The 26,169-nt window shown below is 59.2% G+C and carries 25 protein-coding genes and 1 tRNA gene; 15 read left to right on the plus strand and 11 right to left on the minus strand.

All coding sequences use genetic code 11. The features are described 5' to 3' along the window. Nucleotides 1-5: 5 nt before the first annotated feature. Genes FCH38_RS14355 through dapD form a run of 3 tightly spaced genes read right to left on the minus strand, consistent with a single transcriptional unit; the run spans nt 6 to nt 2,651 of the window. Nucleotides 6-602 carry a hypothetical protein gene (locus FCH38_RS14355; protein WP_149898427.1) on the minus strand — a complete coding sequence of 199 codons (597 nt, stop codon included), beginning with the start codon at nt 600-602 and terminating at the stop codon, nt 6-8. After that, nucleotides 586-1,782 (minus strand): succinyl-diaminopimelate desuccinylase, encoded by a 1,197-nt coding sequence (gene dapE / locus FCH38_RS14360; RefSeq protein ID WP_153515182.1) that lies wholly within the window; start codon nt 1,780-1,782, stop codon nt 586-588. The genes FCH38_RS14355 and dapE overlap by 17 nt, the downstream gene beginning before the upstream one ends. A 14-nt stretch (nt 1,783-1,796) precedes the next feature. Next, nucleotides 1,797-2,651: a 2,3,4,5-tetrahydropyridine-2,6-dicarboxylate N-succinyltransferase gene (gene dapD, locus FCH38_RS14365; protein WP_149898429.1), complete on the minus strand. Its 855-nt coding sequence runs from the start codon at nt 2,649-2,651 to the stop codon at nt 1,797-1,799. Between the two features lie 137 nt (nt 2,652-2,788). Here dapD and FCH38_RS14370 point away from each other — a divergent pair, with 137 nt between their 5' ends. Both FCH38_RS14370 and FCH38_RS14375 read left to right on the plus strand, forming a co-directional pair. Beyond that, a complete protein-coding gene (locus FCH38_RS14370) occupies nt 2,789-3,655 on the plus strand; it encodes an LOG family protein (RefSeq protein WP_174374159.1) in 867 nt (288 codons plus the stop codon). Nucleotides 3,656-3,819: 164 nt separating this feature from the next. Beyond that, nucleotides 3,820-6,153, plus strand: a complete 2,334-nt coding sequence (locus FCH38_RS14375; RefSeq protein ID WP_174374160.1) for a methyl-accepting chemotaxis protein — start codon at nt 3,820-3,822, stop codon at nt 6,151-6,153. Between the two features lie 72 nt (nt 6,154-6,225). Here the strand turns inward: FCH38_RS14375 and FCH38_RS14380 are convergent, their stop codons facing one another. Further along, complete coding sequence (locus tag FCH38_RS14380) at nt 6,226-7,170, minus strand: nucleoside hydrolase (protein WP_174374161.1); 945 nt, start codon at nt 7,168-7,170, stop codon at nt 6,226-6,228. Nucleotides 7,171-7,378: 208 nt separating this feature from the next. Here FCH38_RS14380 and FCH38_RS14385 point away from each other — a divergent pair, with 208 nt between their 5' ends. Further along, the gene (locus tag FCH38_RS14385; RefSeq protein WP_153515177.1) at nt 7,379-7,804 is read left to right on the plus strand and encodes an Hsp20 family protein; all 426 of its coding nucleotides are present in this window, start codon (nt 7,379-7,381) and stop codon (nt 7,802-7,804) included. A gap of 56 nt (nt 7,805-7,860) precedes the next feature. Next, on the plus strand, nt 7,861-8,118 hold the full coding sequence (locus FCH38_RS14390) for a DUF1150 family protein (RefSeq protein WP_003493591.1): 258 nt from the start codon (nt 7,861-7,863) through the stop codon (nt 8,116-8,118). Nucleotides 8,119-8,278: 160 nt separating this feature from the next. Here the strand turns inward: FCH38_RS14390 and FCH38_RS14395 are convergent, their stop codons facing one another. Beyond that, nucleotides 8,279-8,869: an EF-hand domain-containing protein gene (locus FCH38_RS14395; protein ID WP_423753171.1), complete on the minus strand. Its 591-nt coding sequence runs from the start codon at nt 8,867-8,869 to the stop codon at nt 8,279-8,281. 126 nt (nt 8,870-8,995) lie between these two features. After that, nucleotides 8,996-9,709: a pyrimidine 5'-nucleotidase gene (locus FCH38_RS14400; RefSeq protein ID WP_149898435.1), complete on the minus strand. Its 714-nt coding sequence runs from the start codon at nt 9,707-9,709 to the stop codon at nt 8,996-8,998. Nucleotides 9,710-9,815: 106 nt separating this feature from the next. Here FCH38_RS14400 and FCH38_RS14405 point away from each other — a divergent pair, with 106 nt between their 5' ends. After that, entirely contained in the window at nt 9,816-10,733 is a 918-nt protein-coding gene (locus tag FCH38_RS14405) for a DMT family transporter (protein WP_149898436.1), read from the plus strand. A 48-nt stretch (nt 10,734-10,781) separates the two neighbouring features. Here the strand turns inward: FCH38_RS14405 and argB are convergent, their stop codons facing one another. Then, nucleotides 10,782-11,666 (minus strand): acetylglutamate kinase, encoded by an 885-nt coding sequence (gene argB, locus FCH38_RS14410; protein WP_052820274.1) that lies wholly within the window; start codon nt 11,664-11,666, stop codon nt 10,782-10,784. Between the two features lie 357 nt (nt 11,667-12,023). Here argB and FCH38_RS14415 point away from each other — a divergent pair, with 357 nt between their 5' ends. Further along, entirely contained in the window at nt 12,024-12,401 is a 378-nt protein-coding gene (locus tag FCH38_RS14415) for a hypothetical protein (RefSeq protein ID WP_149898438.1), read from the plus strand. 18 nt (nt 12,402-12,419) lie between these two features. Here the strand turns inward: FCH38_RS14415 and yihA are convergent, their stop codons facing one another. The 4 genes from yihA to rpmH are packed head-to-tail and all read right to left on the minus strand — an operon-like array spanning nt 12,420 to nt 15,426. Next, entirely contained in the window at nt 12,420-13,073 is a 654-nt protein-coding gene (yihA, locus tag FCH38_RS14420; RefSeq protein WP_142840946.1) for a ribosome biogenesis GTP-binding protein YihA/YsxC, read from the minus strand. Continuing rightward, nucleotides 13,070-14,869: a membrane protein insertase YidC gene (gene yidC, locus FCH38_RS14425; RefSeq protein WP_174374163.1), complete on the minus strand. Its 1,800-nt coding sequence runs from the start codon at nt 14,867-14,869 to the stop codon at nt 13,070-13,072. The genes yihA and yidC overlap by 4 nt, the downstream gene beginning before the upstream one ends. Further along, nucleotides 14,869-15,252 (minus strand): ribonuclease P protein component, encoded by a 384-nt coding sequence (gene rnpA / locus FCH38_RS14430; RefSeq protein ID WP_174374203.1) that lies wholly within the window; start codon nt 15,250-15,252, stop codon nt 14,869-14,871. Before rnpA ends, yidC begins: the two co-directional genes overlap by 1 nt. 36 nt (nt 15,253-15,288) lie before the next feature. Continuing rightward, entirely contained in the window at nt 15,289-15,426 is a 138-nt protein-coding gene (gene rpmH / locus FCH38_RS14435) for a 50S ribosomal protein L34 (RefSeq protein WP_052675362.1), read from the minus strand. Between the two features lie 352 nt (nt 15,427-15,778). On the opposite strand from rpmH, the gene FCH38_RS14440 reads away from it, so the two are divergent. The 9 genes from FCH38_RS14440 to FCH38_RS14480 all read left to right on the plus strand — a co-directional run bounded on the left by FCH38_RS14440 (nt 15,779) and on the right by FCH38_RS14480 (nt 26,061). Continuing rightward, nucleotides 15,779-17,806 (plus strand): methyl-accepting chemotaxis protein, encoded by a 2,028-nt coding sequence (locus FCH38_RS14440; RefSeq protein WP_153515356.1) that lies wholly within the window; start codon nt 15,779-15,781, stop codon nt 17,804-17,806. Between the two features lie 252 nt (nt 17,807-18,058). Further along, on the plus strand, nt 18,059-19,477 hold the full coding sequence (locus tag FCH38_RS14445) for a sensor histidine kinase (protein ID WP_153515172.1): 1,419 nt from the start codon (nt 18,059-18,061) through the stop codon (nt 19,475-19,477). Between the two features lie 217 nt (nt 19,478-19,694). Continuing rightward, nucleotides 19,695-19,771 (plus strand) — tRNA-Arg (locus FCH38_RS14450). A 162-nt stretch (nt 19,772-19,933) separates the two neighbouring features. Beyond that, complete coding sequence (locus FCH38_RS14455) at nt 19,934-20,746, plus strand: class I SAM-dependent methyltransferase (protein ID WP_174374164.1); 813 nt, start codon at nt 19,934-19,936, stop codon at nt 20,744-20,746. Nucleotides 20,747-20,973: 227 nt separating this feature from the next. Then, a complete protein-coding gene (locus FCH38_RS14460) occupies nt 20,974-22,119 on the plus strand; it encodes an ABC transporter ATP-binding protein (protein WP_174374165.1) in 1,146 nt (381 codons plus the stop codon). Beyond that, a complete protein-coding gene (locus FCH38_RS14465) occupies nt 22,116-23,042 on the plus strand; it encodes a carbohydrate ABC transporter permease (protein WP_149898444.1) in 927 nt (308 codons plus the stop codon). The genes FCH38_RS14460 and FCH38_RS14465 overlap by 4 nt, the downstream gene beginning before the upstream one ends. Further along, a complete protein-coding gene (locus FCH38_RS14470; RefSeq protein ID WP_153515170.1) occupies nt 23,042-23,863 on the plus strand; it encodes a carbohydrate ABC transporter permease in 822 nt (273 codons plus the stop codon). Before FCH38_RS14465 ends, FCH38_RS14470 begins: the two co-directional genes overlap by 1 nt. A 41-nt stretch (nt 23,864-23,904) precedes the next feature. Further along, nucleotides 23,905-25,197 (plus strand): ABC transporter substrate-binding protein, encoded by a 1,293-nt coding sequence (locus FCH38_RS14475; protein WP_174374166.1) that lies wholly within the window; start codon nt 23,905-23,907, stop codon nt 25,195-25,197. Between the two features lie 63 nt (nt 25,198-25,260). Further along, nucleotides 25,261-26,061, plus strand: a complete 801-nt coding sequence (locus FCH38_RS14480; RefSeq protein WP_174374167.1) for a phosphodiesterase — start codon at nt 25,261-25,263, stop codon at nt 26,059-26,061. Nucleotides 26,062-26,169 lie beyond the last annotated feature (108 nt).

Consider the following 26,169-nt stretch of genomic DNA (forward strand, 5'->3'; position numbering starts at 1 on the left):
AATGCTCAGGCCGGATAAACGCCGAGAAAGCGCTGCAGCGCCTCCGACAGAAGCATGGCGGGAACGAGCAGTGTCATGACGATGGCCGAGGCGAGCAGCGACTGGTCGCGGATGAAAAACCGCACGATCCGTGAAAAAGCGAAGACCAGCGACAGGAGCAGTGCCAGCCATAGAATGGCGATCAGCCCCTGCAAGGGCGGCAGGAAGAATGCGATCAGGATCAGAACCGCATAGGCATAGGAAAATGGCAGCGACAGCCAGTTCATGGTGGTAACCAATGGCGCGAATTTTTCCCGTGCGCCGAAGGCGAACAGCAGCATGCCGATCAACAGCAGCGGCACGATCCAGCAGATGGCCTCGACCATCGCCAGGCGGAAGAAAAAGATGAACCCTGTTCCGGTTCCGGGCGGATAGCTGGCCAGGAACGCAGCACGCAGCCACAGCCAGGACACCAGCATGGCGGGCAGGCACCAGAGGGCGGAATAGAAGGAGCGCCACATGCCGCGCTCGGAAAGATCCAGATAGCGCGCACCGGTGTGGTCGCCGAGCAGCAGCAGCCACAGGCCCTTCAGATAAAGCCTTATTTCACTTGCCGTCGGCATGGGCGAACCAGCGTTCGATAAAGGTCGCGTAAATACGCGTCAGCGTCTCGAGATCGGCAACCGCCACACGTTCATCGACCATATGCATGGTCTGTCCGACGAGACCGAACTCCACCACCGGGCAATAATCCTTGATGAAGCGCGCATCCGAGGTACCGCCGGTGGTCGAAAGCTTCGGTTCCTTGCCAGTCACGGCCTCAACCGCGCCTGATAGCGACGAGATGAGCGCGTTGTTGCGCGTCAGGAAAACGTGAGCCGGTCGGTCGGCCCAGACGATCTCATATTTGACCGGGCTGCGATCAGGGCGAAGCTCGCCCTCGGCTGCGGCGGCATCTAGACGGCGGATGATTTCTGTCCGCAGGCTTTCCGCGGTCCAGGTATCGTTGAAACGGATGTTGAAGGCCGCCGTCGCCCGTGCCGGAATGACATTGGTGGCAGCATTGCCTGTATCGACGGTCGTGACTTCCAGATTGGATGGCTGGAAATTATCCGTGCCGTGATCGAAAGGCGGATGCATCAGTGCATGGGTCAGTTGCAGCAGTCCGCGAATGGGATTGTCGGCGAGATGCGGATAGGCGGCATGCCCCTGCACGCCGTGGACCGTGATCCGACCGGAAAGCGATCCCCGCCGGCCGATCTTGATCATGTCGCCCAGCTGGTCGGGATTGGTTGGCTCGCCCACCACACAGGCATCCCATGTCTCACCCTTGGCGGCGGCCCATTCCAGCAGCTTGGAGGTGCCGTTGATCGACGGGCCTTCCTCATCGCCAGTGATGAGGAAGGAAACCGATCCCTGCGGTTTGCCGTGTTTTTCGATATGGCGGGCAATGGCGGCGACGAAACAGGCGATACCGCCCTTCATGTCCACCGCACCGCGACCGTACATTTCCCCGCCAGCAATGTTGGCGGCAAAGGGCGGATGGCTCCACGCGGCCTCGTCGCCCACGGGGACGACATCCGTATGGCCCGCAAACATCAGATGCGGACCCTCGCTACCGAGCCGGGCGTAGAGGTTCTCCACGTCAGGCGTTCCCTCTTCCGTTGCCATCACGCGCTCTACCGCAAAACCAAGCGGTGAAAGCAGCGTATCGAGCAGCGAAAGCGCACCGCCTTCGGCGGGCGTCACCGAAGGGCAGCGAATAAGGGCGGCGAGGTTGGAAACGGGATCGGTCGTGGTCATGGTATCAGCTTTTATCAGTCGCGCAGAAGCTCGTTGATGCCGGTCTTGGAGCGGGTCTTTTCATCGACGCGTTTGACGATGACGGCGCAATAAAGGCTCGGGCCCGGCTCGCCGTTCGGGAAAGGCTTGCCCGGCATGGTGCCGGCAACGACGACGGAATAGGGCGGCACTTCGCCATAGGTGATCTCGCCGGTGGCGCGGTCGACGATTTTGGTAGACTTGCCGATGAACACGCCCATGCCGAGAACCGCGCCTTCGCGCACGATGCAGCCTTCGACGACTTCCGAGCGGGCGCCGATGAAGCAATTATCCTCGATGATGGTCGGGCCGGCCTGAAGCGGTTCCAGAACGCCGCCAATGCCGACGCCGCCGGAGAGGTGCACGTTCTTGCCGATCTGCGCGCAGGAACCAACGGTTGCCCAGGTGTCGACCATCGTACCTTCATCGACATAGGCGCCGAGATTGACGAAAGACGGCATCAGCACGACGTTCTTCGCCACGTAAGCAGAACGGCGCACGACAGCATTCGGCACGGCGCGGAAGCCGGCCGCACGGAACTGGTTTTCACCCCAGTTTTCGAACTTCGACGGCACCTTGTCCCACCAGCTGGATTCGCCCGGTCCGCCGGTCACGATCTCCATGTCGTTGAGGCGGAAGGAAAGAAGCACGGCCTTCTTCAGCCACTGGTTCACCTTCCAGTTGCCATCCGCCTGCTTTTCAGCGACGCGCGCCTTGCCGCTGTCGAGAAGTTGAAGAGATGTGTTCACCGCGTCGCGAACCTCGCCCTTCGTCGATACGTTCACACCATCGCGGTTGTCGAAGGCGGTTTCGATGATGGTTTCGAGGGAGGTGAGATCCGTAAGGCTCATGGAAAATTCCTTAAAGTCGCGTGTGGTCTTGGTCACGGAAGGTCCCGCGCCGCTGGAAGGCTTTGGCCATTTGATCTAAGGGAGTGTTGGAAAGGCGTCAATGTGATTTGGGTGATTTGGCGCGTCAGACGAAAGGCATGGAAATGACACGACTGAAAAATGGCAAATTGCGGCGTAAGGACGGGGTGTGGGATCCCCTGAAACGCAGCTCTGCGGACAAGCAGCAGGCCGAGGTCGTTCAAAAGACGCCGCAGTCGGACTCTCCGTCCTACCGGCTTGCCTATGTGGACATGGATTTCCTCTGCCGTGAGGAATTGCGCCCCGTCCGACTGCAGCTGGAACTTCTGAAGACGGAAATGGCGCTCACCGAGCGTGGGATCAAATCCACCGTCGTCATGTTTGGCGGTGCCCGCATTCCCGAACCCGGCGGCGAGGCCTGGGCGGCGCGTAACGAGACGCAGAAGCACAATCTCGAACAATCATCGGTCTATTACGATGAGGCGCGCAAATTCGCCCGGATTTGCACCGACTACGGCGCGAAATCCGATCATCTCGAATATGTCGTGGTCACCGGCGGCGGTCCCGGTGTCATGGAAGCGGGCAATCGCGGTGCTGCCGATGTGGGCGGCCCGTCGATCGGCCTTAACATCGTTCTGCCGCACGAGCAGGCGCCCAACCCCTATGTTACGCCGGAGCTGAGCTTCAACTTCCACTATTTCGCCATCCGCAAGATGCATTTTCTGATGCGGGCGAAGGCCGTGGTAATTTTCCCCGGCGGTTTCGGCACGCTGGATGAACTTTTCGAAGCGCTGACCCTCATTCAGACCAAACGTATGGAGCCGATTCCGCTTATCCTGTTTGGAGAGAAATTCTGGCGATCCGTGATCAATTTCGAGTTTCTGGCGGATTTCGGCACCATCGCGCCGGAAGATATGAAGCTGCTGAATTTCGCTGAAACGGCGGATGACGCGTGGAAAATCATCTCGGACCACTACGAACACTGATTTCTGCTTGGTGCGACGAAGTAATTTTAGGGCTTAATTAGCAAAGATACTCTAATTTTGCCTCGTCGCGCTGCAGCGCACTGTCCATGTGGACGGGCCTCCATGACGGAGATTTATCATCCGTTGACGTCAGCCTCCCGGCAGACGATTTGATCGAGGCCAAAATGTTCAATTTCAAAGTGAAGTCGCTTGCGACCAAGCTTATTCTCGTAACCGGCTGTGCCATCACCACGGTCTTGGTCGCATCGAATTCCTTCCTCATTTCCCAGACCAGCGACCGTGTGCATGCGCTGACTATGGATCAGGCGAATACCGAGGCGCGCGCCATCGCCAACGTCATCGCCGCCGATGTGGGCGAACTCGGCAGCGCCGCGCGCTCCATGGCCGGTGTCATCGGCCGCGCGCATCAGGCGAAATCGATGGATCGCCCCGGCATCGTCAACATCCTCAAGGCCAATGTCGAACAGAATACTTTCGCTTTCGGAAGCTGGTTCTGCGAGCAGCTCGGCCTTTTCGACGGCCAGAGCACCGAGATTGCCAACAGGCTCGATCTCGGCACCAATAAAAATGGCGTCTTCGCCCCCTATTGGTCGAAGACCCAGAAGGGTGACATCCAGTTCTCGACTTTCGATAATGACTACGCCGCTGAATGGTGGGCGCTTGCCGCCAAGACGGGCAAGGGCGCCATCACCCAGCCCTATCTCGCGCAGGGCACGGAAGTGCCCACGACCATGACCTCGCTTGCCTATCCCGTCATGTCGGACGGCAAGATGATCGGCGTCGCCGGCGTCGATATTTCTCTTGCCGCGCTGTCGCAGAAGCTGCAGGCGCTGCGTCCTTTCGAGACCGGCCGCGTGACGCTCGTGTCGCAGGGCGGCCAGTGGCTGGTGCCGCCGACGCCCGAGCAGAATATGAAGGCCTATGACGGAGACGGCGTCAGCGCTGTTCAGGCGGCGCTCGCTTCCGGCAAGCAGGGTCTCATTGAAAATCTCGGCCTCGATACCGACGCGCCCTATAACCGCCTCGTCTATCCCTTCGCGGTTCCCGGCCTCAACGCCACCTGGGTCGTGCTGGTGGATATTCCGCATCAGGCACTGAACGCGCCGGTGGAAGAGCAGACCTACATGATGATCATCGGTGCGCTCGTCATTCTCGCCGCCGTCATCACCGCGCTTTATTTCGCCGTGCGTCACTTCGTCGGCAACCCGCTCGCCTCGCTGGTCAAGGATGTTCGGACGCTGAGCGAAGGCCGTTACGATGCGCCGGTATCCGGGCAGGACCGCAGGGATGAAACGGGGGCCGTGGCCACCGCGCTGGAAGGCTTCCGCGCAAAACTCGCCGGCATTCGTGAAATGGAAGCGGATGCCGCTGTCCAGCGTGGTGATGCGGAAACGGCGCGTCAGCGATCGGAATCCGAGCGCACGGAGAACAGCCGCATGCAGCAGCATATCGTCAGCGTGCTTGGCTCCGGTCTCAACGCGCTTTCGCAGGGCAACCTGACCTACCGGATTGAGGACGAGTTCCCCGGCGACTATGCGAAACTACGTAGCGATTTCAACTCGGCGCTGGCAAGCCTCGAGGAAACCGTCTCCACGGTCAATGCGACGGTTGTCACCATCGGCAATGGCACCGGTGAGATCACCCGCGCCGCCAGTGACCTTTCGCACCGCACGGAACAGCAGGCCGCAAGTCTGGAAGAAACCGCAGCCGCCCTCAACCAGCTGACAGCGCAGGTCAATTCCAGCGCGGAAAATGCCGCGCAGGCCGCCGGAGCCGTCAGCCATGCCTGCGATGATGCCGGCACGTCGGGCGAAGTGGTACAGCAGGCCGTCAACTCCATGCAGGGCATCGCGCAATCCTCGGCGGAAATTTCCCGCATCATCGGGGTGATTGATGAGATCGCCTTCCAGACCAACCTTCTGGCGTTGAATGCCGGTGTGGAAGCGGCCCGTGCGGGTGATGCCGGTAAGGGCTTTGCGGTAGTCGCGCAGGAAGTGCGCGAACTGGCGCAACGGTCTGCAACCGCCGCCAAGGAGATCAAGGGACTGATCAACACCTCGGCAAGGCAGGTGGGCGAGGGCGTCCAGCTGGTTGGCAAGGCCGGTGAGACGATGAAGAATATCGCCGATCAGGTTTTGCAGATCAACCAGCTGATACGGCAGATTTCCGCTTCCGCCAGCGAACAGGCGGTAGGTCTGAAGGAAATCAATTCTGCCGTTACCCAGATGGATCAGGTCACCCAGCAGAATGCGGCGATGGTGGAAGAAACCACGGCGGCCAGCGTGACGCTGAATGGCGAGGCCGAAACGTTGAAATCGCTTGTTGCCGGTTTCGCCGTGTCCGGTGGTCAACCCAGCCAGCAGTTGCGCTCCGCGGCTGCTGCCATGCGTGCCCCCTCGGCTCTGGCCGCAGCACCGGCCCGCTCGACGGCATCGCGTCCCCGCCCAAGAACCAGCGGTGCAAACGCACTGGCGCAGGATGACTGGACGGAATTCTGAAGGGTTTTCCCACTTCAAATAAAAAGGGCCGCTGGCGATACCAGCGGCCCTTTTTTCATGCCCGCGTTCCGTTCAGAGCCGGGCAAAACGTTCCGTCAGCAATTCGAAGAAACCGTCCGCGTCCACAGTGCGCATGACACGGGCATTGGCGGGACGCTCGGTCACATGCCACCAGTCCACCACCGTCATGCCCATGGTCAGTTCGGAAGTGGCCTCGATTTCGACGTTGCACTCGCGACCCTGAAACAGCTCGGGTCTGATGAGATAGGCAATAACGGACGGATCGTGCAGCGGGCCGCCGTCCGAACCGTATTTCTCGATGTCGAAACGTTCGAAGAATTCCAGCATTTCCGCCATGGCGATGGCCGGACGTGTGCCGATGTCACGAATGCGGCTGACCCGCGCCTTGGTGGTCAGGAGCTTATGGGTAACGTCGAGCGGCATCATGACAACAGGAATACCGGCACGGAAGACGATATCGGCTGCCTGCGGATCGACATAGATGTTGAATTCGGCCGCGGGCGTGATGTTGCCGCCCTCGAAGAAGCCGCCGCCCATCATCACCAGTTCCTTGATGCGGTCGGCGATCTCAGGCGCTTTCAGCAGCGCCAGCGCCACATTGGTGAGCGCGCCGAGCGTGCAGAGCGTCACCGTGCCCGCGGGTTCCCGCATCAGCGTTTCGATGATGAAATCGACCGCGTGCTGCTTCTGCGCCTCCATTGTCGGCTCATCGAGATCAGGGCCGTCGAGACCGGTGCTGCCGTGAACATGCTCGGCGGTGATGGGCTTTCGCACCAGCGGCTTTTCCGCGCCCTCATAAACGGGAATATCGGTGCGGTTGCATAATTCGCAGATGATGCGGATATTACGGCTGGTCAGTTTCAGCGGGACGTTGCCGGCAACGGCGCACAATCCGAGAATGTCGATTTCATCAGGGCTTGCGAAAGCGAGCATGATTGCCGCTGCGTCGTCCTGGCCCGGATCGGTGTCGATGATGATTTTTCTGCGTTCTGCCATGTCTTGCCCGCCGTTGAGATGAGTGCTTTTTTCGAGCGGCGGATACTCACTTGTCAAGCCTCATTCCTCGGGACCTGCCATTGCGTCGGCTGTCCGTCTTGCGCATCGCGGCTTGGCTTCCCATATTGTTTCAGCCGGTGCGATTAACCGGCAAGGTTGCCGAAAGCGGGACCGGGAAACGTCGCTTGGTTGCAAGGACAGAAAAGATATGAGCCGCATGACGCCATTCACCCACCCGCTTCTGCTGGGTTTTGATGCCATGGAAAAAACGCTGGAGCGTATGGCGAAGGCCAATGACGGCTACCCCCCCTATAATATCGAACGACTACCCGGCGGCGAAGACGTGCCGGAGCGGCTGCGTATCACCATCGCGGTTGCCGGGTTCTCGCAGGACGATCTGGATGTGACGACGGCCGACAACCAGCTTGTCATTCGCGGTCGCCAGCAGGAGCAGGAAAAGCGCGATTTTCTCTATAGGGGTATCGCGGCGCGCCAGTTCCAGCGGGTCTTCGTGCTTGCCGATGGCATGCAGGTCAGGGAAGCTCGCATGCGCAACGGCCTCCTTTCCATCGATCTGGTGCGGCCTGAAATTTCGAACGTGGTAAAGAAAATTAATATTTCCGTCTCAGAGTAGAACGTGAACGCCGGAATCGGACATGAATCTCTCGGCGTGAAGAAGGAGGCTGAAATATGCTTTTAAAAGAAGCGCATGCGCGTCTCACCCGGTCCCAGCTCGCCCATATCGGCGAGGGAGAAGTGGGATATATCCGCAAGATCCGTGCGGAAGACGTCAGCCGCTGTTTCCCGGAAGCGCCTGATCTCGATCCGCAGCTGGATCTCTGGGCGCTGTTTGGCGCGGATGGCACGCCGATCCTCCTGACCGATAACCGTTCCAGCACGTTCTTCAAGGCGGCTGAAGACGATCTCAAAACCGTCAGCCTGCACTAGAGCATTTCCAGGAAAAGTGCGTAGCGGTTTTCCGTCCGGAAATGCGTAAAAACAAACAGTTGAAGCATTTCCAGTAAAAGCGCATAGCGGTTTTACGTCCGGAGATGCGACAAAACAAAGATAAAAGCCCGCCTTTTGAGCGGGCTTTATCATTATCGGATCAAAGGAACGGGCGGTCCGGCATGTCATCAATGGAGATGACGCCGTCCTTGTTCTTGTCCAGCCGTTCGAACATTTTCTCGCCGGCTGCGGTGAATTCGGCCTTGCTGACCTGACCGTTCTCGTCGGTATCGGCCCAGCGAAGCATCCCCAGGCCTGCACCCTTGCCGCCATGCTTGCCCCAGCCCTGATGACCGGAACGGCCGCCATGTTCGCGTTCGGCGCGCTTGCCTTCGGGGCCTTTGCCTTCGTCGGCTTTGGCATTCTCACGCTCGGGGCGCGGATTGGCGGCGCGGAAAGCTTCCATTTTCGCCTGGCGATACTCACGCATTTCCTTCGGCGTGATCGAACCGTCCTTGTCCTTGTCGATCTCGGTGAAAAGCGCATCCTGCCGTGTGGCGAATTCCTCCTTCGAAATCTTGCCGTCCTTGTTGGTATCGGCAATCTTCAAGAGGTGAACGAAGGCAACTTCCTGGCGGATCGGCATGCGATCCTTGTGGCCTTTGCCGGGTGCGGCAAAACTGGCCGTCGCGGCCGTGCTGAGCACAAGGGCTGCGCCAAGAGCAGAGAGGGCGATTTTTCGCGTGGTCATCATCGTCATTACCTTTCTTTGGTGTCCCTGAAGAAAAGATAGTGACCTCCACCGAGCCTCACCACTTAAACATCGGTAAGGTGGATGAAGCTTCGGTAATGTTGCGATGTAACTCCGCTACCGCGGTCAGCCGGCGATTGTTCGCGTCAGGAAGCCGGTCAGATTGTCGGTGATGTAGTCGATATGCGCATCGGTCTCGACGGGAATTTCCCAGCGCTCCATGATGACACCCTCGAGATTGGAGGGAACGAGCAGCACGGTCTTCATGCCGAGCGCCTTGGGAGCCGCAAGATTGCGCGGCAGGTCTTCGAACATGGCTGCTTTTTTCGTGTCGAGTTTCGCAAGTGCTGCGAACTTCTCATAGGTCGCGCTGGCCGGCTTCGGCAGATAACCCGCAGCAACGATATCGAAAATATCCTCGAACTGGTCGAGAATGCCGAGTGCGCCGGCGGCCGCCTGTGCATGCTTGACGCTGCCATTGGTCAGGATGAACTTGCGGCCAGGCAGCGCCTTGATTGCCTCGCCAAGTTCCGGATGCGGTTGCAGCGCCGAATAATCGATGGCATGCGCGCGTTCCAGAAACTCGTCCGGACTAATGCCGTAATTGATCATCAGCCCCTGAAGCGTGGTGCCATGATCATGGTAATAACGCTTCTGCAGCACTCGAGCCTCTTCCGGATCGAGCTTTAAAAGCTCCGCCACATAGGCCGTCATGTTGCGGTCGATCTGGGAAAACAGATTGACGTGATGCGGATAGAGCGTGTTGTCGAGATCGAAGACCCATTCGCTCACATGGGCGAAATCGGCGGCATCGGGCAGGTTTTTCGGCTTTGTGTCCATGGCCTGCTTTATGCCCGTTTCGAATGCCGAAGAAAATCGAAAAGACGACGATTGCTGAGAAAATCGGACTTGGCTGGGGCCTGCAGCGCATGATACCGCCAAGGGCATGGAACTCTGGATAGGCATAACCTTCGCAAGCGCGTTCTTGCAGAACCTGCGCTCGACCCTGCAAAAGCACCTCAAGGGCATGATGGGCACTACGGGCGCAACCTTCGTGCGCTTCCTGTTCGGGATGCCTTTTGCTCTCGCCTATCTCGCCTTTCTGCATCTCGGTTTAGGCCGGCCGCTGCCGGTGCCGAACATGTCTTTCACTGTATGGGCAACGGTCGGAGCCATGGCGCAGATCGCCGCCACCTTCCTGCTGGTCCACCTGTTTTCCTTCCGCAATTTTGCTGTCGGGACGGCTTATTCCCGCACGGAGCCAGCGCAGGCAGCGCTGTTTGCGCTTATTTTTATCGGTGAAAGTGTCAATGGCGGGACATTGGTGGCTATCGCCGTCTCGGTCGCCGGCGTCATGCTGATTTCGGTTGCGCGCACGGAAGTGACCCCTGCTTCCATTCTCACCTCCATCTTCAGCCGCACCGCTGGTATAGGCCTCGCTTCGGGCGCATTTTTTGGCCTGTCATCGGTTGCCTATCGTTCGGCATCGCTGTCCCTCGCGCCCAGCCTGCCAACGCCGGATGCGGTGGTGCAGGCGGGCTATACCCTCGTCATCGTTATCGTGATGCAGACGGTGTCGATGTTCTTGTGGATCGTCTGGCGGCAGAGGGACGAATTGCGGCGCATTGCAAAGGCGTGGAAACCGTCGCTTGCGGTCGGTTTCGTGGGTGCCACGGCGTCTTTCGGCTGGTTCACGGCGATGACCTTGCAACAGGCCGCCGTGGTCAAGGCGCTGGCGCAGGTGGAAATGCTTTTCGCCTTCGCCTCGACAGTGCTGTTCTTCAAGGAAAAGATCAACAGGCTCGAACTTTCCGGCTGCCTGCTGATTGTCGTCGGTGTGCTGTCGCTTCTGGTGTTCGGCTGAAACCTCGTTTGTGGCGGACAGGCTGGCCGTCCGCCACATTAAATCGCATCAGGGCACGATCAGCGTGCCGGCGCCTTCCGTGAAGATTTCCAGAAGCACGGAATGCGGGGTCTTGCCGTTGAGGATTACCACGCCCTGCACGCCGGCCTTGATGGCCTCGATGCATGTCTCGACCTTCGGGATCATGCCGCCGGAAATCGTGCCGTCCTTGATGAGCGCGCGTGCCTGCGAAACCGTCAGTTCCTTGATGAGTTCCTTGTTGCGATCAAGAACGCCCGGCACATCGGTCAGGAACAGCAGTCGCGTCGCATTGAGCGCGCCGGCAATGGCCCCGGCAAAGGTATCCGCGTTGATGTTGTAGGTAGCGCCATCTCGGCCGGGAGCGACGGGGGCGATGACCGGGATCATTTCCGACTTGGCGAGCAGGTCGAGCAGTGTGCGGTCAACTTCCACGACTTCTCCGACGAAACCGAGATCGAGAACACGCTCGATATTGCTGTCGGGATCGATGACGGTCTTTTTCGCCTTTTCGGCGAAGACCATGTTGCCGTCCTTGCCGCACAGGCCGATCGCCCATTCGCCCGTCTGGTTGATGAGCGCGACGATTTCCTTGTTGATCGAACCGGCCAGAACCATTTCGACAATCTCGACCGTCTTGGCGTCTGTGACACGAAGGCCGCCTTCGAATTTCGATTCGATGCCCATCTTGGTCAGCATCGCGCCGATCTGCGGGCCGCCGCCATGGACGACGATGGGGTTGATGCCGGACTGCTTCAACAGGGCGATATCTTCCGCGAAAGCCTTGCCGAGTGTCGAATCCCCCATGGCGTGACCACCATATTTTACGACGATGGTCTTGTTCTCATATTTCTGCATGAAGGGCAGAGCCTGTGCAAGCAGCCGCGCCTGAGTTTCGCTTTCGGAAGAAGTCATGGAAAAACCTCGGTCTGTGGTTGCGGCCCAAAAGAGCCTTTCATCGCTCTACAGCATCGGTGCAGAAATCGGAATCGATTTTTGCAGTGCAGGATGCATGGATCGGACATGCCGGCGCGTTTGCAAGGACAGGCGGATGTCTGCTTTTGACGAATGAAATAACCTCCGGGCCACATTGTGTCGGCCCCTGGTAAAATTCTGTTTTTGGGCGGCTCAAAGCGCGTAATAAGATTGACATAAAGCACCAATCGGACCAGCCTTGTTTGCGGCAGGGGAGGGGTTATTCAGCAGGGCGACAGGGACGTGTCGCGCATCGTGAAACGATGCTGCCTGGACGACCGAGGAGTTTGAAGACCTATGACGGCACCGGATCGAGACAAGCAAAGCGGTTTGCGGGACGAAGTGCTCGCTGGCGAATATGTGCTGGGCGCGCTGCCGCCGGAAAGCATGGCGGAGCTTGCCAAACGCGTCAAACGCGACCGCCAGTTCGCCGCCATGGTCAGGCGCTGGCGGGATAATCTGGCTGAAACCGAGTATCGGGAAAAGGCGACCGTCGCCGCATTGCTTGAAAGGGATCCGGCCCGGTTAGGCCTGCCCTTCAGAGCCCAACCGCTGCGCAATGGCAGCATGTTCGCCGCCATGCTTCTGGAGGTCTGGCATTCGGTGCGCTTCTGGCGGCTTCTGGCGTTGACGGCGATGCTGTGGACCGCCGTTCTGCTTTTCACCATCGCCTGAAGATAAGGGCCGAGCCTCTTAAAGCGAGACGGTTCTGACGATCTCGGCGCGCAGGCTGTCCAGCCCGAAGGATTTTTCCGACGAGGTGGCGAGAACCTCCGGATAGGCGGCGGGGCGCTTGCGGATTTTCTCCAGTGTCTCACCGATCAGCCGGGGAACGCCGACATCCTTGATCTTGTCGGTCTTCGTCAGCACGACCTGATAGGATACGGCTGCCTTGTCGAGCAGGCTCAGAACCTCTTCGTCGTTCTTCTTTATGCCATGGCGGGAATCGATCAGCACGTAAACGCGCTTCAGCGTTGCACGGCCGCGCAGATAATCGAAGACGAGCTTCGTCCAGGCATCGACATGGTCCTTGGGTGCCTGCGCATAGCCGTAACCGGGCATGTCAACCAGCGCCATCGGCGGCAGGTCGCCCGGCTCGCCGGAATACCCTTCCGGAACGAAATAGTTCAGTTCCTGCGTGCGGCCGGGTGTATTCGAGGTGCGGGCAAGCCCCTTGTGGCCCACCAATGCATTGATGAGCGAGGACTTGCCGACATTCGAACGTCCGGCAAAAGCAATCTCCGGCGGGCCTTCGGGCGGCAGGAACTTCATCGCGGGAACGCCGCGAATGAATATCCAGGGTCGCCCGAAAAGGGGCTTTTCGGTTGCCGGGCCGGTGTCACTCATTTCGATTGCACCGACTTTCGCTTGAACAGCCCTTTGAGATTATCGAACAGTTCGATCTTGGCGCCGTGGCGCTTCATGATGAGGGCCTGCTGGCTGATGGACAAGGTGTTGTTCCATGCCCAGTAGATAACCAGACCAGCCGGGAACGAAGCCAGCATGAAGGTGAAGATCAGCGGCATCCAGGTGAAGATCATCGCCTGTGTCGGATCGGGCGGTGTCGGGTTCATGCGCATCTGCAGGAACATGGTGATGCCCATGATCAACGGCCAGACGCCGATCATCAGGAAGTGCGGCACGTCATAGGGCAGAAGGCCGAACAGGTTGAACAGCGAGGTCGGATCGGGCGCGGAAAGGTCGTGAATCCAGCCGAAGAACGGCGCATGCCGCATTTCGATGGTCACGTAGATGACCTTGTAGAGCGCAAAGAACACCGGGATCTGCAGCAGCATCGGCCAGCAGCCGGCCACCGGATTGATCTTCTCTTCCTTGTAGAGCTGCATCATCGCCTGCTGCATGGCCATGCGGTCGTCGCCATGCTTGGCCTTCAGTTCTTCCATCTTCGGCTGCACGCGCTTCATGTTCGCCATGGAAGCATATTGCTTGCTGGCGAGCGGGAAGAAGAGCGCCTTGACGACGATGGTGGTGAGCAGGATCGCCACGCCGAAATTGCCAAAATAACGGAAGAAGAAATCCATCATTTTGAACATCGGCTTGGTGATGAAGTAGAACCAGCCCCAGTCGATCAGAAGGTCGAACTTCGGAATGGAATATTCGGTTTCATAACGGTCGACCAGCGGCACTTCCTTGGCGCCGGCGAAGACAAGGCTCTTCAGCTCGATGGACTGGCCGGGTTCGACCGTCATCGTGTCGCTCTTGAAATCGGCCTGATAGCTCGGCTGATTGCCCGTAATATGCGAATAGCGGGTTTCAAACGGCGTCGTCTGCGGCGGAACGATGGCCGCGGCCCAGTACTTGTCGGTGATACCGAGCCAGCCGCCGGTCGCCTTGGCAACCGTTACCGGCGCCTCTTCAACGTCCTTGTATTTCTCTTCCGTCAGGCTGCCATCTTTGCCCGAGACACCGAGAAAGCCTTCATGGATAACGAAGACGGGCGGGATCGCCGGCTTGTTGTTGCGCGTCACGCGGCCGTAGGTGGCGAAAGAAATAGCCGCCTGACCGGGGTTCTCGACCTTGTCGGCGACCGAGATCATGTAATGCGGGTCGATCGACACGGTACGGGAGAAAACGACGCCCTTTTCGTTGGTATAGGTGAGCGTGACGGGTGTGGTTTCCGTCAGCTTGTCGCCGCTCGCAAGCGTCCAGACCGTCGTCGGGCCGGGAACGCCACCGACTTCGGCAGCGCCGACATAACCAAGCTCGGTGAAGTAACCGTCCTTGGTGTCGGAGGGCGAAAACAGCGTGATGATCGGGCTCGAGTCATCGACGGTCTCATGGTAGCCCTTGAGCCGGATGTCATCGAAGCGGGCGCCGGTCAGGTTGATCGAACCGGCGATAGCGTTGGTGTCGATGGCGACGCGCTGGGTCTTGGCGATCGCTTCCTCACGGGTCGCCGTGGCGGCGGCCTGCGTGGAGGATGCGGGCGGCGCGCCTTCTACAGTTGCGCCTGGTGCGGCACCGGGTGCCGGCTGTTGCTGCGTCGTCTGCTGCTGCGCCTGGCGGGCCTCTTCGGCGCGGCGCTGCTGCTCGATGCGCGGATTCATGTAAAGAAATTGCCAGGCGAGGACGATGACAACCGAAAGGGCTATCGCGATGAAGTAATTGCGGTTCTTTTCCATCATTCTTTCCTGGAGCGGGTCTCCTGGGACCGTTTCGGTTTCGCCGTTCCTTCAATGCGCTCGGTAAGGAGAGACTGAAGTTTCGGGAAGGCCGTATTGAGCACGTCCCTGCGGGCGACAATCACATAGTCATGACCGGGCTTCATTGCGACCCCGGCGGAAAGCCTGACGGCTTCCTTGAGACGGCGGCGCATGCGATTTCGCTCGACCGCGTTGCCTTGTTTTTTTGTTACGGTAAAACCGACCCGAGGTTCGGTTTCCGGGGTTTTCCGGTCAAGCACTTCCAGAAGAAAGGTGCCTCCCCGCCGTTTTTCCCCCGCCTGAACGGCAAGAAACTCCGACCGGTTTTTAAGCCGGCCGGGCTGTTTTTTAGTCTCGCTCATGTGCCCGCGACTTTCATCGGGCCACAGGCTCGGCAATTAAGCCGACAGACTTGCGCGGCCGCGTGCGCGGCGAGCTGCGAGAACCTTGCGGCCGCCGGCAGTAGCCATGCGGGCACGGAAACCATGACGGCGCTTGCGAACAAGCTTGGACGGTTGGTAAGTACGCTTCGACATTTATTTAATACCGCGGTGTGCGGCCCTTCTTGAATTTGCAATTATTTGCAAGAGCGTTTCGTTTTTTGCACGGCTAACCCCGCCTGGGCGAGCTTTCAATGGCCGAGCGTGCGCGGCTTATAAGGGCATAGGCCGAGCAAAGTCAATTGCCGAAGGGGTTTTCGCAGTTCACCTTTTGCGGAAAACACACCGGCATCTCCTTCGCCGACTGTCAATAGAGATTGATTCCAACGCGCAATCGGTAAAATCCGAAATTCTTTCTTAACGCAGCATTGATAAATGTTGTGATGCGAAAAGTTATGCCAGCTTCCTGTTTTTCGTCGTGCGGCTGGCGTGTGTTGGGGGAATGAAATTGAGAATTCGCGGTCGTATCAATCTTCTTGTCGGGCTGATGAGCCTCGTGGCCTGCACCATCGGTGGACTGTCCATCTATGCCGTCAGCGAATTCCGGGTGCGTACGGTCGCATATGAAAAGGCGGCGGAGCGCGCCTATAAGGGCGAGGCCCTCAACCGGCTGGTCACCGCGGTCGTGATGGAGGCGCGCGGCGTATATGCCGCCCCCGATATAACAAAGGCCGCGCCCTTCGCGGATGGCATCGTCAAGAACCTCGACGCCATGGAAAAGCTGATCGGCACATGGACCCCTCTCGTTCCGGCGGAACAGAAGGCGACCTTTGATAACCTCTCCAGTCGCTTCAAGGAATTCAAGACGTTTCGCCTGGAAACCGCGCGGCTTGCCCGTGAGGCCAGCCCACAGGCGGCCAACCTGCAGGGCAACAACGACGCAAACCGGGCCAACCGCAAAGCCTATCAGGCGGAAATCGATGCAGTCGTAAAGAATGACATTGCCGAACTTGAGGCCGTCGAGGCCGGCATCGATGGTTTTGTAACGACGACATTCTGGCTGGTCATCATCGTCACCGGCAGCGGCATATTGGCCGGCGCGGCCTTCGGTCTTTATATCGGTACGCGGCAGCTGAGCGCGCCCATCCGCAGTGTTTCGGAAGTGATGAACGCCGTGGCGGACGGAAATCTGGATGCGGATGTGCCCTATCTCGGCCGGAACGATGAAATCGGCGAAATGGCGGCGGCCGTTGAAGTCTTCAAGAAGAATGGCCTCGAAATGCGCCGCATGAACGCGCAGGAAACCGCCATGCGCGCCAAGAGCGACGATCTTCAGGCTGGCATGGCCATCGTCGTCGATGCGGCTGCGGGAGGCGATTTCAGCCGCCGCATCAACAAGGATTACGGCGACGAAAATCTCAACCGTTTCGCTGCAACGATCAACGCGCTGCTCACCGGCGTAGACAATGGCGTCTCCGAGACCAGCCGTGTCATCGAAGGTCTGGCGCGCGGCGACCTGACGGAAAAGATGGACGGTGAGTTCCGCGGCGTGTTTGCCGAACTGCAGGCCAACGTCAACCAGACGCTATCCAAGCTGCGTGAAACGATGCGCGAGGTGCGTAGCAGCACGGAAGGCATCAGCGGTAACGCAAACGAGTTGCGCTCTGCGGCCGACGACCTGTCGAAGCGGACGGAACAGCAGGCTGCAGCGCTGGAGGAAACTTCCGCCGCTCTGGACGAGATTACCGCCGTTGTTCGCAATTCCACTGATCGTGCGCAGGAAGCCAGCACCATGGTGGCCGAGACCAAGCAGAAGACGGAAGAATCCGCCAATGTCGTGCGCGATGCCGTCTCCGCCATGGATCGTATCGAGCATGCTTCCCGTGAGATCAGCCAGATCATCAACGTTATTGACGAGATCGCCTTCCAGACCAACCTTCTGGCACTGAATGCGGGCGTGGAAGCCGCCCGCGCTGGCGAGGCGGGCAAGGGCTTTGCCGTTGTCGCCCAGGAAGTGCGCGAACTGGCGCAGCGTTCCGCAACTGCCGCAAAGGATATTAAGGCGCTGATCACCAAATCCGGCCAGGAAGTGGGACGCGGCGTATCGCTGGTGCAGAAAACGGGTAGCGCCTTGAGCGAGATCGAGACCCGTGTCCTCGCCATTAATGACCACATCCATTCGATTGCCACGGCGGCGCGGGAACAGTCCACCGGCTTGCATGAGGTCAATACGGCGATCAACCAGATGGACCAGGTGACACAGCGCAATGCCGCCATGGTGGAAGAAACGTCGGCCGCAACCCACAAGCTGAGCAATGAAGCAGGGCATCTCGTGACGTTGGTGTCGCGCTTCAAGGTTGGCGCTGAGGATGCTCCGCTCCGCACGCGGATCGAGCAGCCGATGCGACCTGTGGCGGTATCCGGCAGAGCGGCGGCCGTGGCCTCTCCGGCCCGCAAATTGATGAACAGCGTCAGCCGCGCCCTCAATGCCCAGCCGGCCGCCACGCCGGCGCATGGCGACTGGCAGGAATTCTGAGAAAGCCGATATGCGGCTTCTCCTTAGACCCGCTATATTTAAAACGCCGCCTTTGGGCGGCGTTTGTTTTTTTGCGACGATGAAAACGTTTATTTTGCAGTGCATTGGAAAAATGTCAGTTAGGTCCTATTATCATGCGTGCATATAAACCCAGCCGTTCAACCGAAGCGGCGGCGCGCATAGGATCAGGGCCAGGTGTTATCTAAAGGCGTAGACAGCTTGGACCGCACGGAGGAAAATCCGGTGCACTGCATGCCGGGGTTGACCGCTGGTCTTTCGGGGCGCCTGCTGTTGCTCACGGTCATTTTCGTGATGATCGCCGAAGTGCTGATCTTTGTGCCTTCCGTCGCCAATATGCGCCTTTCATGGCTGCGCGACCGCCTGAACACGGCGGCTGCCGCCGGCGCGGTGATTGACGGCTTGCAGGCCGAATTGCCACGAAGCGTGCAGAACGACACGCTGATGGCAACCGGGGCAAAGCTTATTGCGCTGCGCAAGGACGGCACCTCGCGCCTGCTGGCAGTGGCGGAAACGCCGCCCGGGGTGGACGAGCAATATGATCTTTCCGATGTTTCGCAGCTGGCAGCGGTGCGGGATGCGTTTTCCACATTGCTGTTCGGCGGCAACCGCGTCATCCGCGTTTTCGACGTCGTCGGCGATAGTGACACCATCATCGAACTGGTGCTCGGTGAAAACAAGCTGCGGGCGGCCATGCTCGCCTATGCCCGCAATGTGTTCCTGATCTCCATCGTCCTGTCGCTCGTCACCGCCGGCCTCATCTTTATCTCCATCAACCGCATCATGATCCGGCCTATACGCCGGCTGACGCTTGGCATGCAGCATTTCTCGGAAGATCCGGGCAATCCGGAGCGCATCTTCGTGCCGGAAGAAGGAACCGACGAACTGTCGGTTGCGGGACGTCACCTCGCCGACATGCAGACGGAACTGCAGAAAACCCTGCGTCAACAGAAGAACCTCGTCGATCTCGGCCTCGCCGTTTCGAAAATCAACCACGACATGCGCAATATCCTCTCTTCCGCGCAGCTCATGTCGGACCGTCTGGTGGATGCCAAGGACCCGATGGTCCGCAGTTTTGCCCCGAAACTGCTGCGCACCATCGACCGCGCCGTGGCCTATACGGGTGAAGTTCTGGCCTATGGGCAGGCAACGGAGGGTGCGCCGAAACGCAAGACGGTTCATTTAAGCCTTCTGGTCAGGGATGTGCGCGATATTCTGGCGCTCGAGCCGGAAAGCGGCATCGAGTTTCACGACAGCGTGCCCACCGATCTGACCGTCGACGCGGATGGCGAGCAACTGTTCCGGGTGATACACAATCTCTGTCGCAACGCCGTTCAGGCCCTGCAATCGGATGCGACAAACGCCGCGCCACGACATCTGTCCATTGCTGCTCAAAGGGCCGGCAGTGTCGTCAGCATCGTCATCGACGACAACGGGCCGGGAATGCCGCGTAAAGCAAAAGAGAACCTGTTTTCCGCTTTCCGCGGGTCTGCCCGCTCCGGCGGTACCGGCCTCGGCCTCGTCATCGCCCGCGAACTGGTGCTTGCCCATGGCGGCACCATAGCGCTTGTCGAGAAGCCCGGCCCAGGCACGCAGTTCCGCATTGAGATCACTGACCGCGCCGCCACTGTGCAGGCGGCCAGAACCGCCTGAAAACTCCCTGAGCCAACGAGTCTCAGTCATCGGCGCGCTCGCTGGAAAAAGGTCGGTGTGCGCCGCTTCAAAAACGGTCCCTATGGAATTTCATTTATAATCAATGACATAAATGAATTGCTGCGGAAAAATGACAATTTCGAAACGAAATCGCTTGCAATCGGAATGAGGACGTTTTAGAGGATCGCCACGCCACCGGAAACGACCGGAACGGCACGCACCCGTAGCTCAGCTGGATAGAGCACCAGACTACGAATCTGGGGGTCAGGAGTTCGAATCTCTTCGGGTGCGCCATTTCTCTTCCCATAAAATATAATGATACGCCCGGTGCCCGCTGGTACTTTGTCGCATGGCGCAGGACCGGCATCTTCGTCACCGTCTTAGAAGCTCGCAGATTCCGAATTTCCCGAAAATGTGCTAAAGTCGCAGGTCGCTAGATGACCTCAGGTGAAAGCCATGTTGGAAACGGACAAGGTATTTACCGGCTCTATCCCGGAAAACTACGACCGCTATATGGTGCCATTGATTTTCGAGCCATTCGCCCGTGATCTGGCGCGGCGGGCGGCGGCATTGATGCCAATCGATATTTTGGAAGTCGCTGCCGGTACCGGGGTTGTCACCCGCGAACTGGCGCCCAGATTGCCCCCCGCCGCAAACTATGTCGTTACAGACCTTAACCAGCCGATGCTTGATTTTGCCGCGGCGCGACAGCCGGCCGACAACCGCATTCATTGGCGGCAGGTCGATGCTCAGGCGTTGCCATTTGAAAACGCGGCTTTCGATCTCGTCTTCTGCCAGTTCGGCGCGATGTTTTTCACCGACCGCCTGTCCGCCTACCGCGAAGCGATGAGAGTGCTGAAGCCAGGCGGACATTATTTATTCAACGTGTGGGACCGCATTGAGGAGAATCATCTGGCGAATGACGTGACGAACGCCCTTGCGGAGATGTTTCCCGACGATCCGCCGCGTTTCATGGTCCGCACTCCCCATGGTTATCACGATACGGCCTTGATACGTAGCGAGCTGGAAAAAGCCGGTTTTTCTCGGGTGGCGATCGAGACGATAGCAGCGCAAAGCCGCGCCTCGTCATCGCGTATTCCGGCCATGGCCTATTGTCACGGAACTGTTCTTCGCACTGAAATAGAAGCCAGAGCGCCGGGACAACTGGACGCTGCGACAGACTGCGCCGCATCTGCAATCAAAGCACGGCATGGCAGCGGCGAGGTCGCCGCTAAAATTCAGGCACATGTGATTCTCGCCACGGTTTAAACGCCGGGCACACGGGCGCGGCGAAGCTGGTTTTCAGCGGGATAATCTACGAATTCGGATATTTGGGAATAAACCCCTAAATATTAGTGGTTTTAGTGAAAGCCTATACTGCAAGGCTTGGCGGTGACCCGAGTTTGCCGGGCTTTTTAATGTCACCGAACTTTCGGTAAACCTTCGTCATATTGTCATACAATATAAGCATATGCGCTCCAGAAAAGGAGCGCAGAATGACGCCACAATCACTTGAGCTTTCAGGAATCGGCAAAGGCTTCGGGGCTGACGATGTTCTGAAAGAGATCGATCTCTCCATCCGTCCCGGAGAGTTTTTGTCCCTCGTCGGCATGTCTGGCTGCGGCAAGTCCACGCTGCTGCGCATCATCGCGGGGCTGGAAACGCCGGATCGCGGTTCGGTCTCGATCGGCGGGCAGGACGTGACGGAGATCGATCCGAGCGACCGCAATCTGGCAATGGTGTTCCAGTCCTACGCGCTTTACCCCCATATGAATGTCCGCCAGAATATTGCGACGCCGCTGCGCATGCGGCGTCTGCCTTTCGCCGCTCGCCTGCCGCTGATCGGACGGCTGGTAGCACCGGCTGAAACGCTCCGCGAGATCGATACCGCTGTCGAACAGGCGGCTGAGACCCTGCAGATAGCGCATTTGCTGGAGCGCAGACCGGCGCAGCTTTCCGGTGGTCAGCGTCAACGCGTGGCGCTTGCCCGGGCGCTGGTGCGTTCGCCTGCCGCATTCCTGATGGACGAGCCGCTTTCCAACCTCGATGCCAAGCTTCGCGCCCATATGCGTGAGGAACTTGCCGGGCTGCATCGGAGGCTGGGTGCGACCTTTATCTACGTCACCCATGACCAGATCGAAGCCATGACCATGTCAGACCGCATCGCGCTGATGTCGGAAGGCCGGATTGAGCAGCTCGGTACGCCGGATGAGCTTTACCGGAAGCCTGCAACGCTGACCGTCGCTCGCTTCATCGGTACGCCGTCGATCAACCTGCTGCCGGTCGAAATCGATACGCTCGGCAAGATTACCGCTTTCGGACGTGATCTGGGCATCGACACCGCAGGTCGCGACGCTGGCCCGGCCACCCTCGGCCTGCGCGCCGAAGATCTGCGTCCGGGTGCCGAAGGTTTTGCCGTGCGCGTGGTCCGCAGCGAAACCCACGGGGCGGACCGCTTCGTCAGCTGCCGTCTTCTCAGCGACGAGACGGTCGCCATCACCCTGCGTCAGGGTGCCGGTGAGGCGCTGGAGGCCGATGCGCATGGTGTGCTGAACCTCGGTTTTGCGCCGGAACGCGCTCATCTTTTCGCCGCCGATGGCCTGCGCCGCAAGACGACGGTGCGTGAACGGGTGCCGGCATGACGGTTGTTGATGCTTCCACGACCGTGCGTGCCAAATCCCGTCCGAGCCTGTCGAAGGCGGACCGGCGGATGATCTGGCGTGGCCTGATGTTTGCCGCCCCCGCAAGCCTGCTGCTTCTGACCATCTATATTGTTCCGATGCTGGTTCTCGCCGGTTTTTCCGTCACGGATTACCAGCTCGGCGCGCTCTCCACGCGTTTCGTCGGCCTCGACAACTTCGTAAAAGCATTTCAGGATCCGGTTTTCCTGCGCGCTCTGACAAACACGGCCATCTACGCGGTCATCGTCATCCCCTTCGGCGTGTTTCTGGCGCTTGGCGTGGCCCTGCTCGTCTATAATCGCAAGCGCAGCCGTGCCTTCTGGGAAGTCGCCTATTTCCTTCCCGTTACTGCAACCCTCGTCGCCATGGCGACCGTGTGGCAATTCCTGCTGCACCCTTCGCTTGGCCCGGTGAATGCGGCGATCAAATGGCTGGGCTTCGAACCCGTCGCCTTTCTTTCCAATCCCGTCCTCCTCATTCCCACCATGGCGCTGATCGGTATCTGGCAGGTTCTGGGCTTCAACATGGTGCTGTTCCTTGCCGGCCTCACCGCCATTTCGAAGGATCTGCACGAGGCGGCGCGGCTTGACGGCGCGAAAAACCCCATAGACCGGTTCCTGACGGTGACATGGCCAATGCTTGGGCCGACGACCATGTTCGTGGTGGTCACCACATCCATCTCGGCCTTCAAGGTCTTCGAGACGGTGGCTGTGCTGACCAAGGGCCGTTTCGGTTCGGAAACCCTGCTGTTCGATCTTTATCTTGAGGGTTTTGAATATTCCAACACCGGTTATGCGGCGGCGCTGACCATTATCTTCCTCGCAATCGTGCTGGTCCTGTCGATAGGCCAGACGCTACATATGGACCGGAAGGTGCATTACTGATGGCCGCTCTCCGCAAATATTTCCCGCATCTGGTGCTGGCGCTCGGCGCATTCGTGATGCTCCTGCCGTTCTACTGGATGATGCTGACATCGATCCGCTCACCGGCGGAAATATTCAACGTCTCGCTCTGGCCGATCCCCGAAAAATTCGACGCGGTGGAAAACTATGCCCGGGCGGCGGGACAGGTGCCGATGGCCCGCTTCATGCTGAACGGCGTCATCGTTTGCGTCGGCATCCTCATTATTCAGGTGCTGACCTCGGTTCCGGCGGCCTATGCACTGGCGAAGCTAAGGTTTCCGGGCCGCAAGCTGCTCCTGGGCCTCGTCATCGCCGCACTCTGCGTGCCCATTCAGGCACTGGCGCTGCCGCTTTTCGTCGGGCTGGCGAAGACACAGCTCCTCAACACCTATTTCGCGATGATGATGCCGTTCTTCCTCTCGGTCTTCGCCATCTTCCTGTTCAACCAGTCCTTCCGCAGCTACCCGGATGAAATCATCGAGGCGGCACGCATGGATGGTTTTTCGGAAATGGAAATTTGCTGGGGGCTCGTCCTGCGTGGCTCGCTGCCTTCGCTTGCCGCTTTTTCGGTCTTCTCGCTCGTTGCCCACTGGAACGACCTTTATTGGCCGATGATCGTGGTCTCCGACACCAATCTCGCCCCGCCGCCGCTTGGCATGATGTTCTTTGCCGATGTTGAATCCGGCGCGAACTACGGCGCGCTGATGGCGGGCGCCACACTGATTACCGCGCCGATGGTGCTGTGCTTCCTCCTCGCACGGCGGCACTTCATCGCCGGTATTACCATGACCGGCGTCAAGTGACGCCGTTCACACTCCTCCTCCCAACCTTTCTGGAGACTGATATGAAACTCAACCGACGCGCTGTGGTAAGCGGTCTGGCCCTCGGCATGGCTTTTGCAGGCCTTGCACAGCCGGCTCTGGCCAATGAAATCACGCTGAACGTTCTCTACAACCTGCCGGGCTTCACCAAGTTCCATCAGCCGCTGGCCGATGAATTCATGAAGAAGAACCCGGACGTGAAGATCAACTTCCTTGCCCCGGCTGCCGGTTACAACGAAGGTCAGCAGCAGGTTCTGCGCTCTGCCGTCACGGGCAATCTGCCGGATGTTTATTTCTCGGGTTACAACCTGACGGCGGAACTGGTTCACACGCTCGCACTGCGCAACCAGATCACCGATCTCGGCCCGTTTATCCAGGCTGAAGGCGGTCAGGCCTTCCTCGACAAGAACTACAGCCCGAAGATGGCCGCTCTCGGCCAGATCGACGGCAAACAGTACGGCCTGCCAGTCAACGCTTCCTCGCCGATCATCTACATCAACGCCGACCTCGTCACCAAGGCCGGCGGCGACCCGGACAAGATGCCGACGACCTTCCCGGAGCTCATCGCTCTCGCCAAGAAGATCAAGGCTCTCGATGCCAAGTTTGCCGGCATGAGCTACGACATCAACGGCTGGCCGGATGACTGGTTGTGGCAGGCGCTGGTCTTCGAACAGGGCGGCAAGCTCGTTGACGAAAAGACCAAGACCGTTGCCTTCGACAATGAGATCGGTCTCAATGCCCTGAAGATGGCCCGCCAGTTCGTCACCGAAGGTGGCCAGAACCTGCTCGACTGGGATCAGTCCCGCCAGCAGTTCGGTGCAGGCCTCACCGGCTTCATCTTCTCGACCCCGGCCCACGTTCAGACGATCCAGGGTCTGGTTGGCGACCGCTTCAAGCTGAAGACGGCGACCTTCCCGCTCGACAACAAGGAAAAGGGCGGCGTGCCGACCGGCGGCAACTCTGCCGTTATCCTGACGCAGGAAAAAGCCAAGCAGGACGCTGCCTGGAAATACCTGAAGTGGATCACCGGTCCGGAAGCGCAGAACACCATCGTTCGCATCACCGGTTACCTGCCCACCAACAAGCTGGCAACGGGTCCGGACTTCCTCGCTCCCTATTATGTCGAGAACCCGAATGTGAAGACCGCTTCGCTGCAGGCTGACCGTTCGCTCCCCTGGGCCGGTTATCCGGGTGGCGATTCCGTCCGTATCTGGCGCACCCAGCGCGACATCATCGGCACCGTCATGCGCGGTGAGGTGACGCCGGAAGCCGGTCTCAAGCAGGTTGTCGAACAGACAAACGCCCTGTTGAAATAAGCCCCCAGAAAGAGGCTGCGGGGAAATCCGTTCCCGCAGCCATTTTGCGCAGAAAGACTGACAATGAAGATCATCCAGATCACAGACACCCATCTCGTACCCCCCGGCATCGCTGTAAACGGCGTCGATCCGGAAAAGCAGCTGCGCGCTGCAGTGGCCGATATTGTTGAAAAACACGCCGACGCCGATCTTCTTGTCATGACGGGCGATCTTTGCAATTACGGCGAGCCGGAAGCCTATGAGCTGCTGCGCGACATCCTCGCACCCGTCTCCGTCCCCGTGCGGCTGATGCTCGGCAATCACGACCGTCGTCCGGAATTCGTTGCAGCTTTCCCGGAACAGCCGCGCGACGATAATGGCTATATCCAGTCATTCATCGATACCGAATTCGGCCGCCTGCTGTTTCTCGACAGCCACGAAGCCGATGTCATCGGCGGCAGGTATGGCGCGGATCGTCTGGCATGGTTGGAGAGTGCGCTGGAAAGCGCGGGCGAACTGCCGGTCACGGTGTTCATCCACCACCCACCGATGGATTGCGGCATCCGCCATTTCGAACATATCGGCATGCATGATGATGGCGCCATCATGCGCCGCCTCGCGGCTCACCCGGCCGGTGTGCGTCATATCATCTTTGGCCATATCCATGTGCCTATGGCCGGCACGACAGCCGACGGCATAGCCTACAGCTCGGGTCAGGCCTGCGCCCACCGTTTCATCACCGATATCGACGTTCTCGATCCGCTGTGGACGGGTGGCAACCCCTGTTACCGGGTCATCACAACGGGTACATTCGGCCTGCGCGCCTATAATGCCGAAGTGGGGCAGGTTGTGCTTGGTCAGGCACCCATCTGCGAAGGCCCCTGATCGCGAGGGATTTTTGGCGACAGGACGGGGCGGTCGCCCGCCTCATCCTGTTTCGCCGCCGATACGATGCTGCGGAAGGCTCGCCGATTGGCGAGGCTGCGATGTCGC

Origin of the sequence: Agrobacterium tumefaciens (assembly GCF_013337285.1) — a bacterium.
GTDB lineage: Bacteria > Pseudomonadota > Alphaproteobacteria > Rhizobiales > Rhizobiaceae > Agrobacterium > Agrobacterium burrii.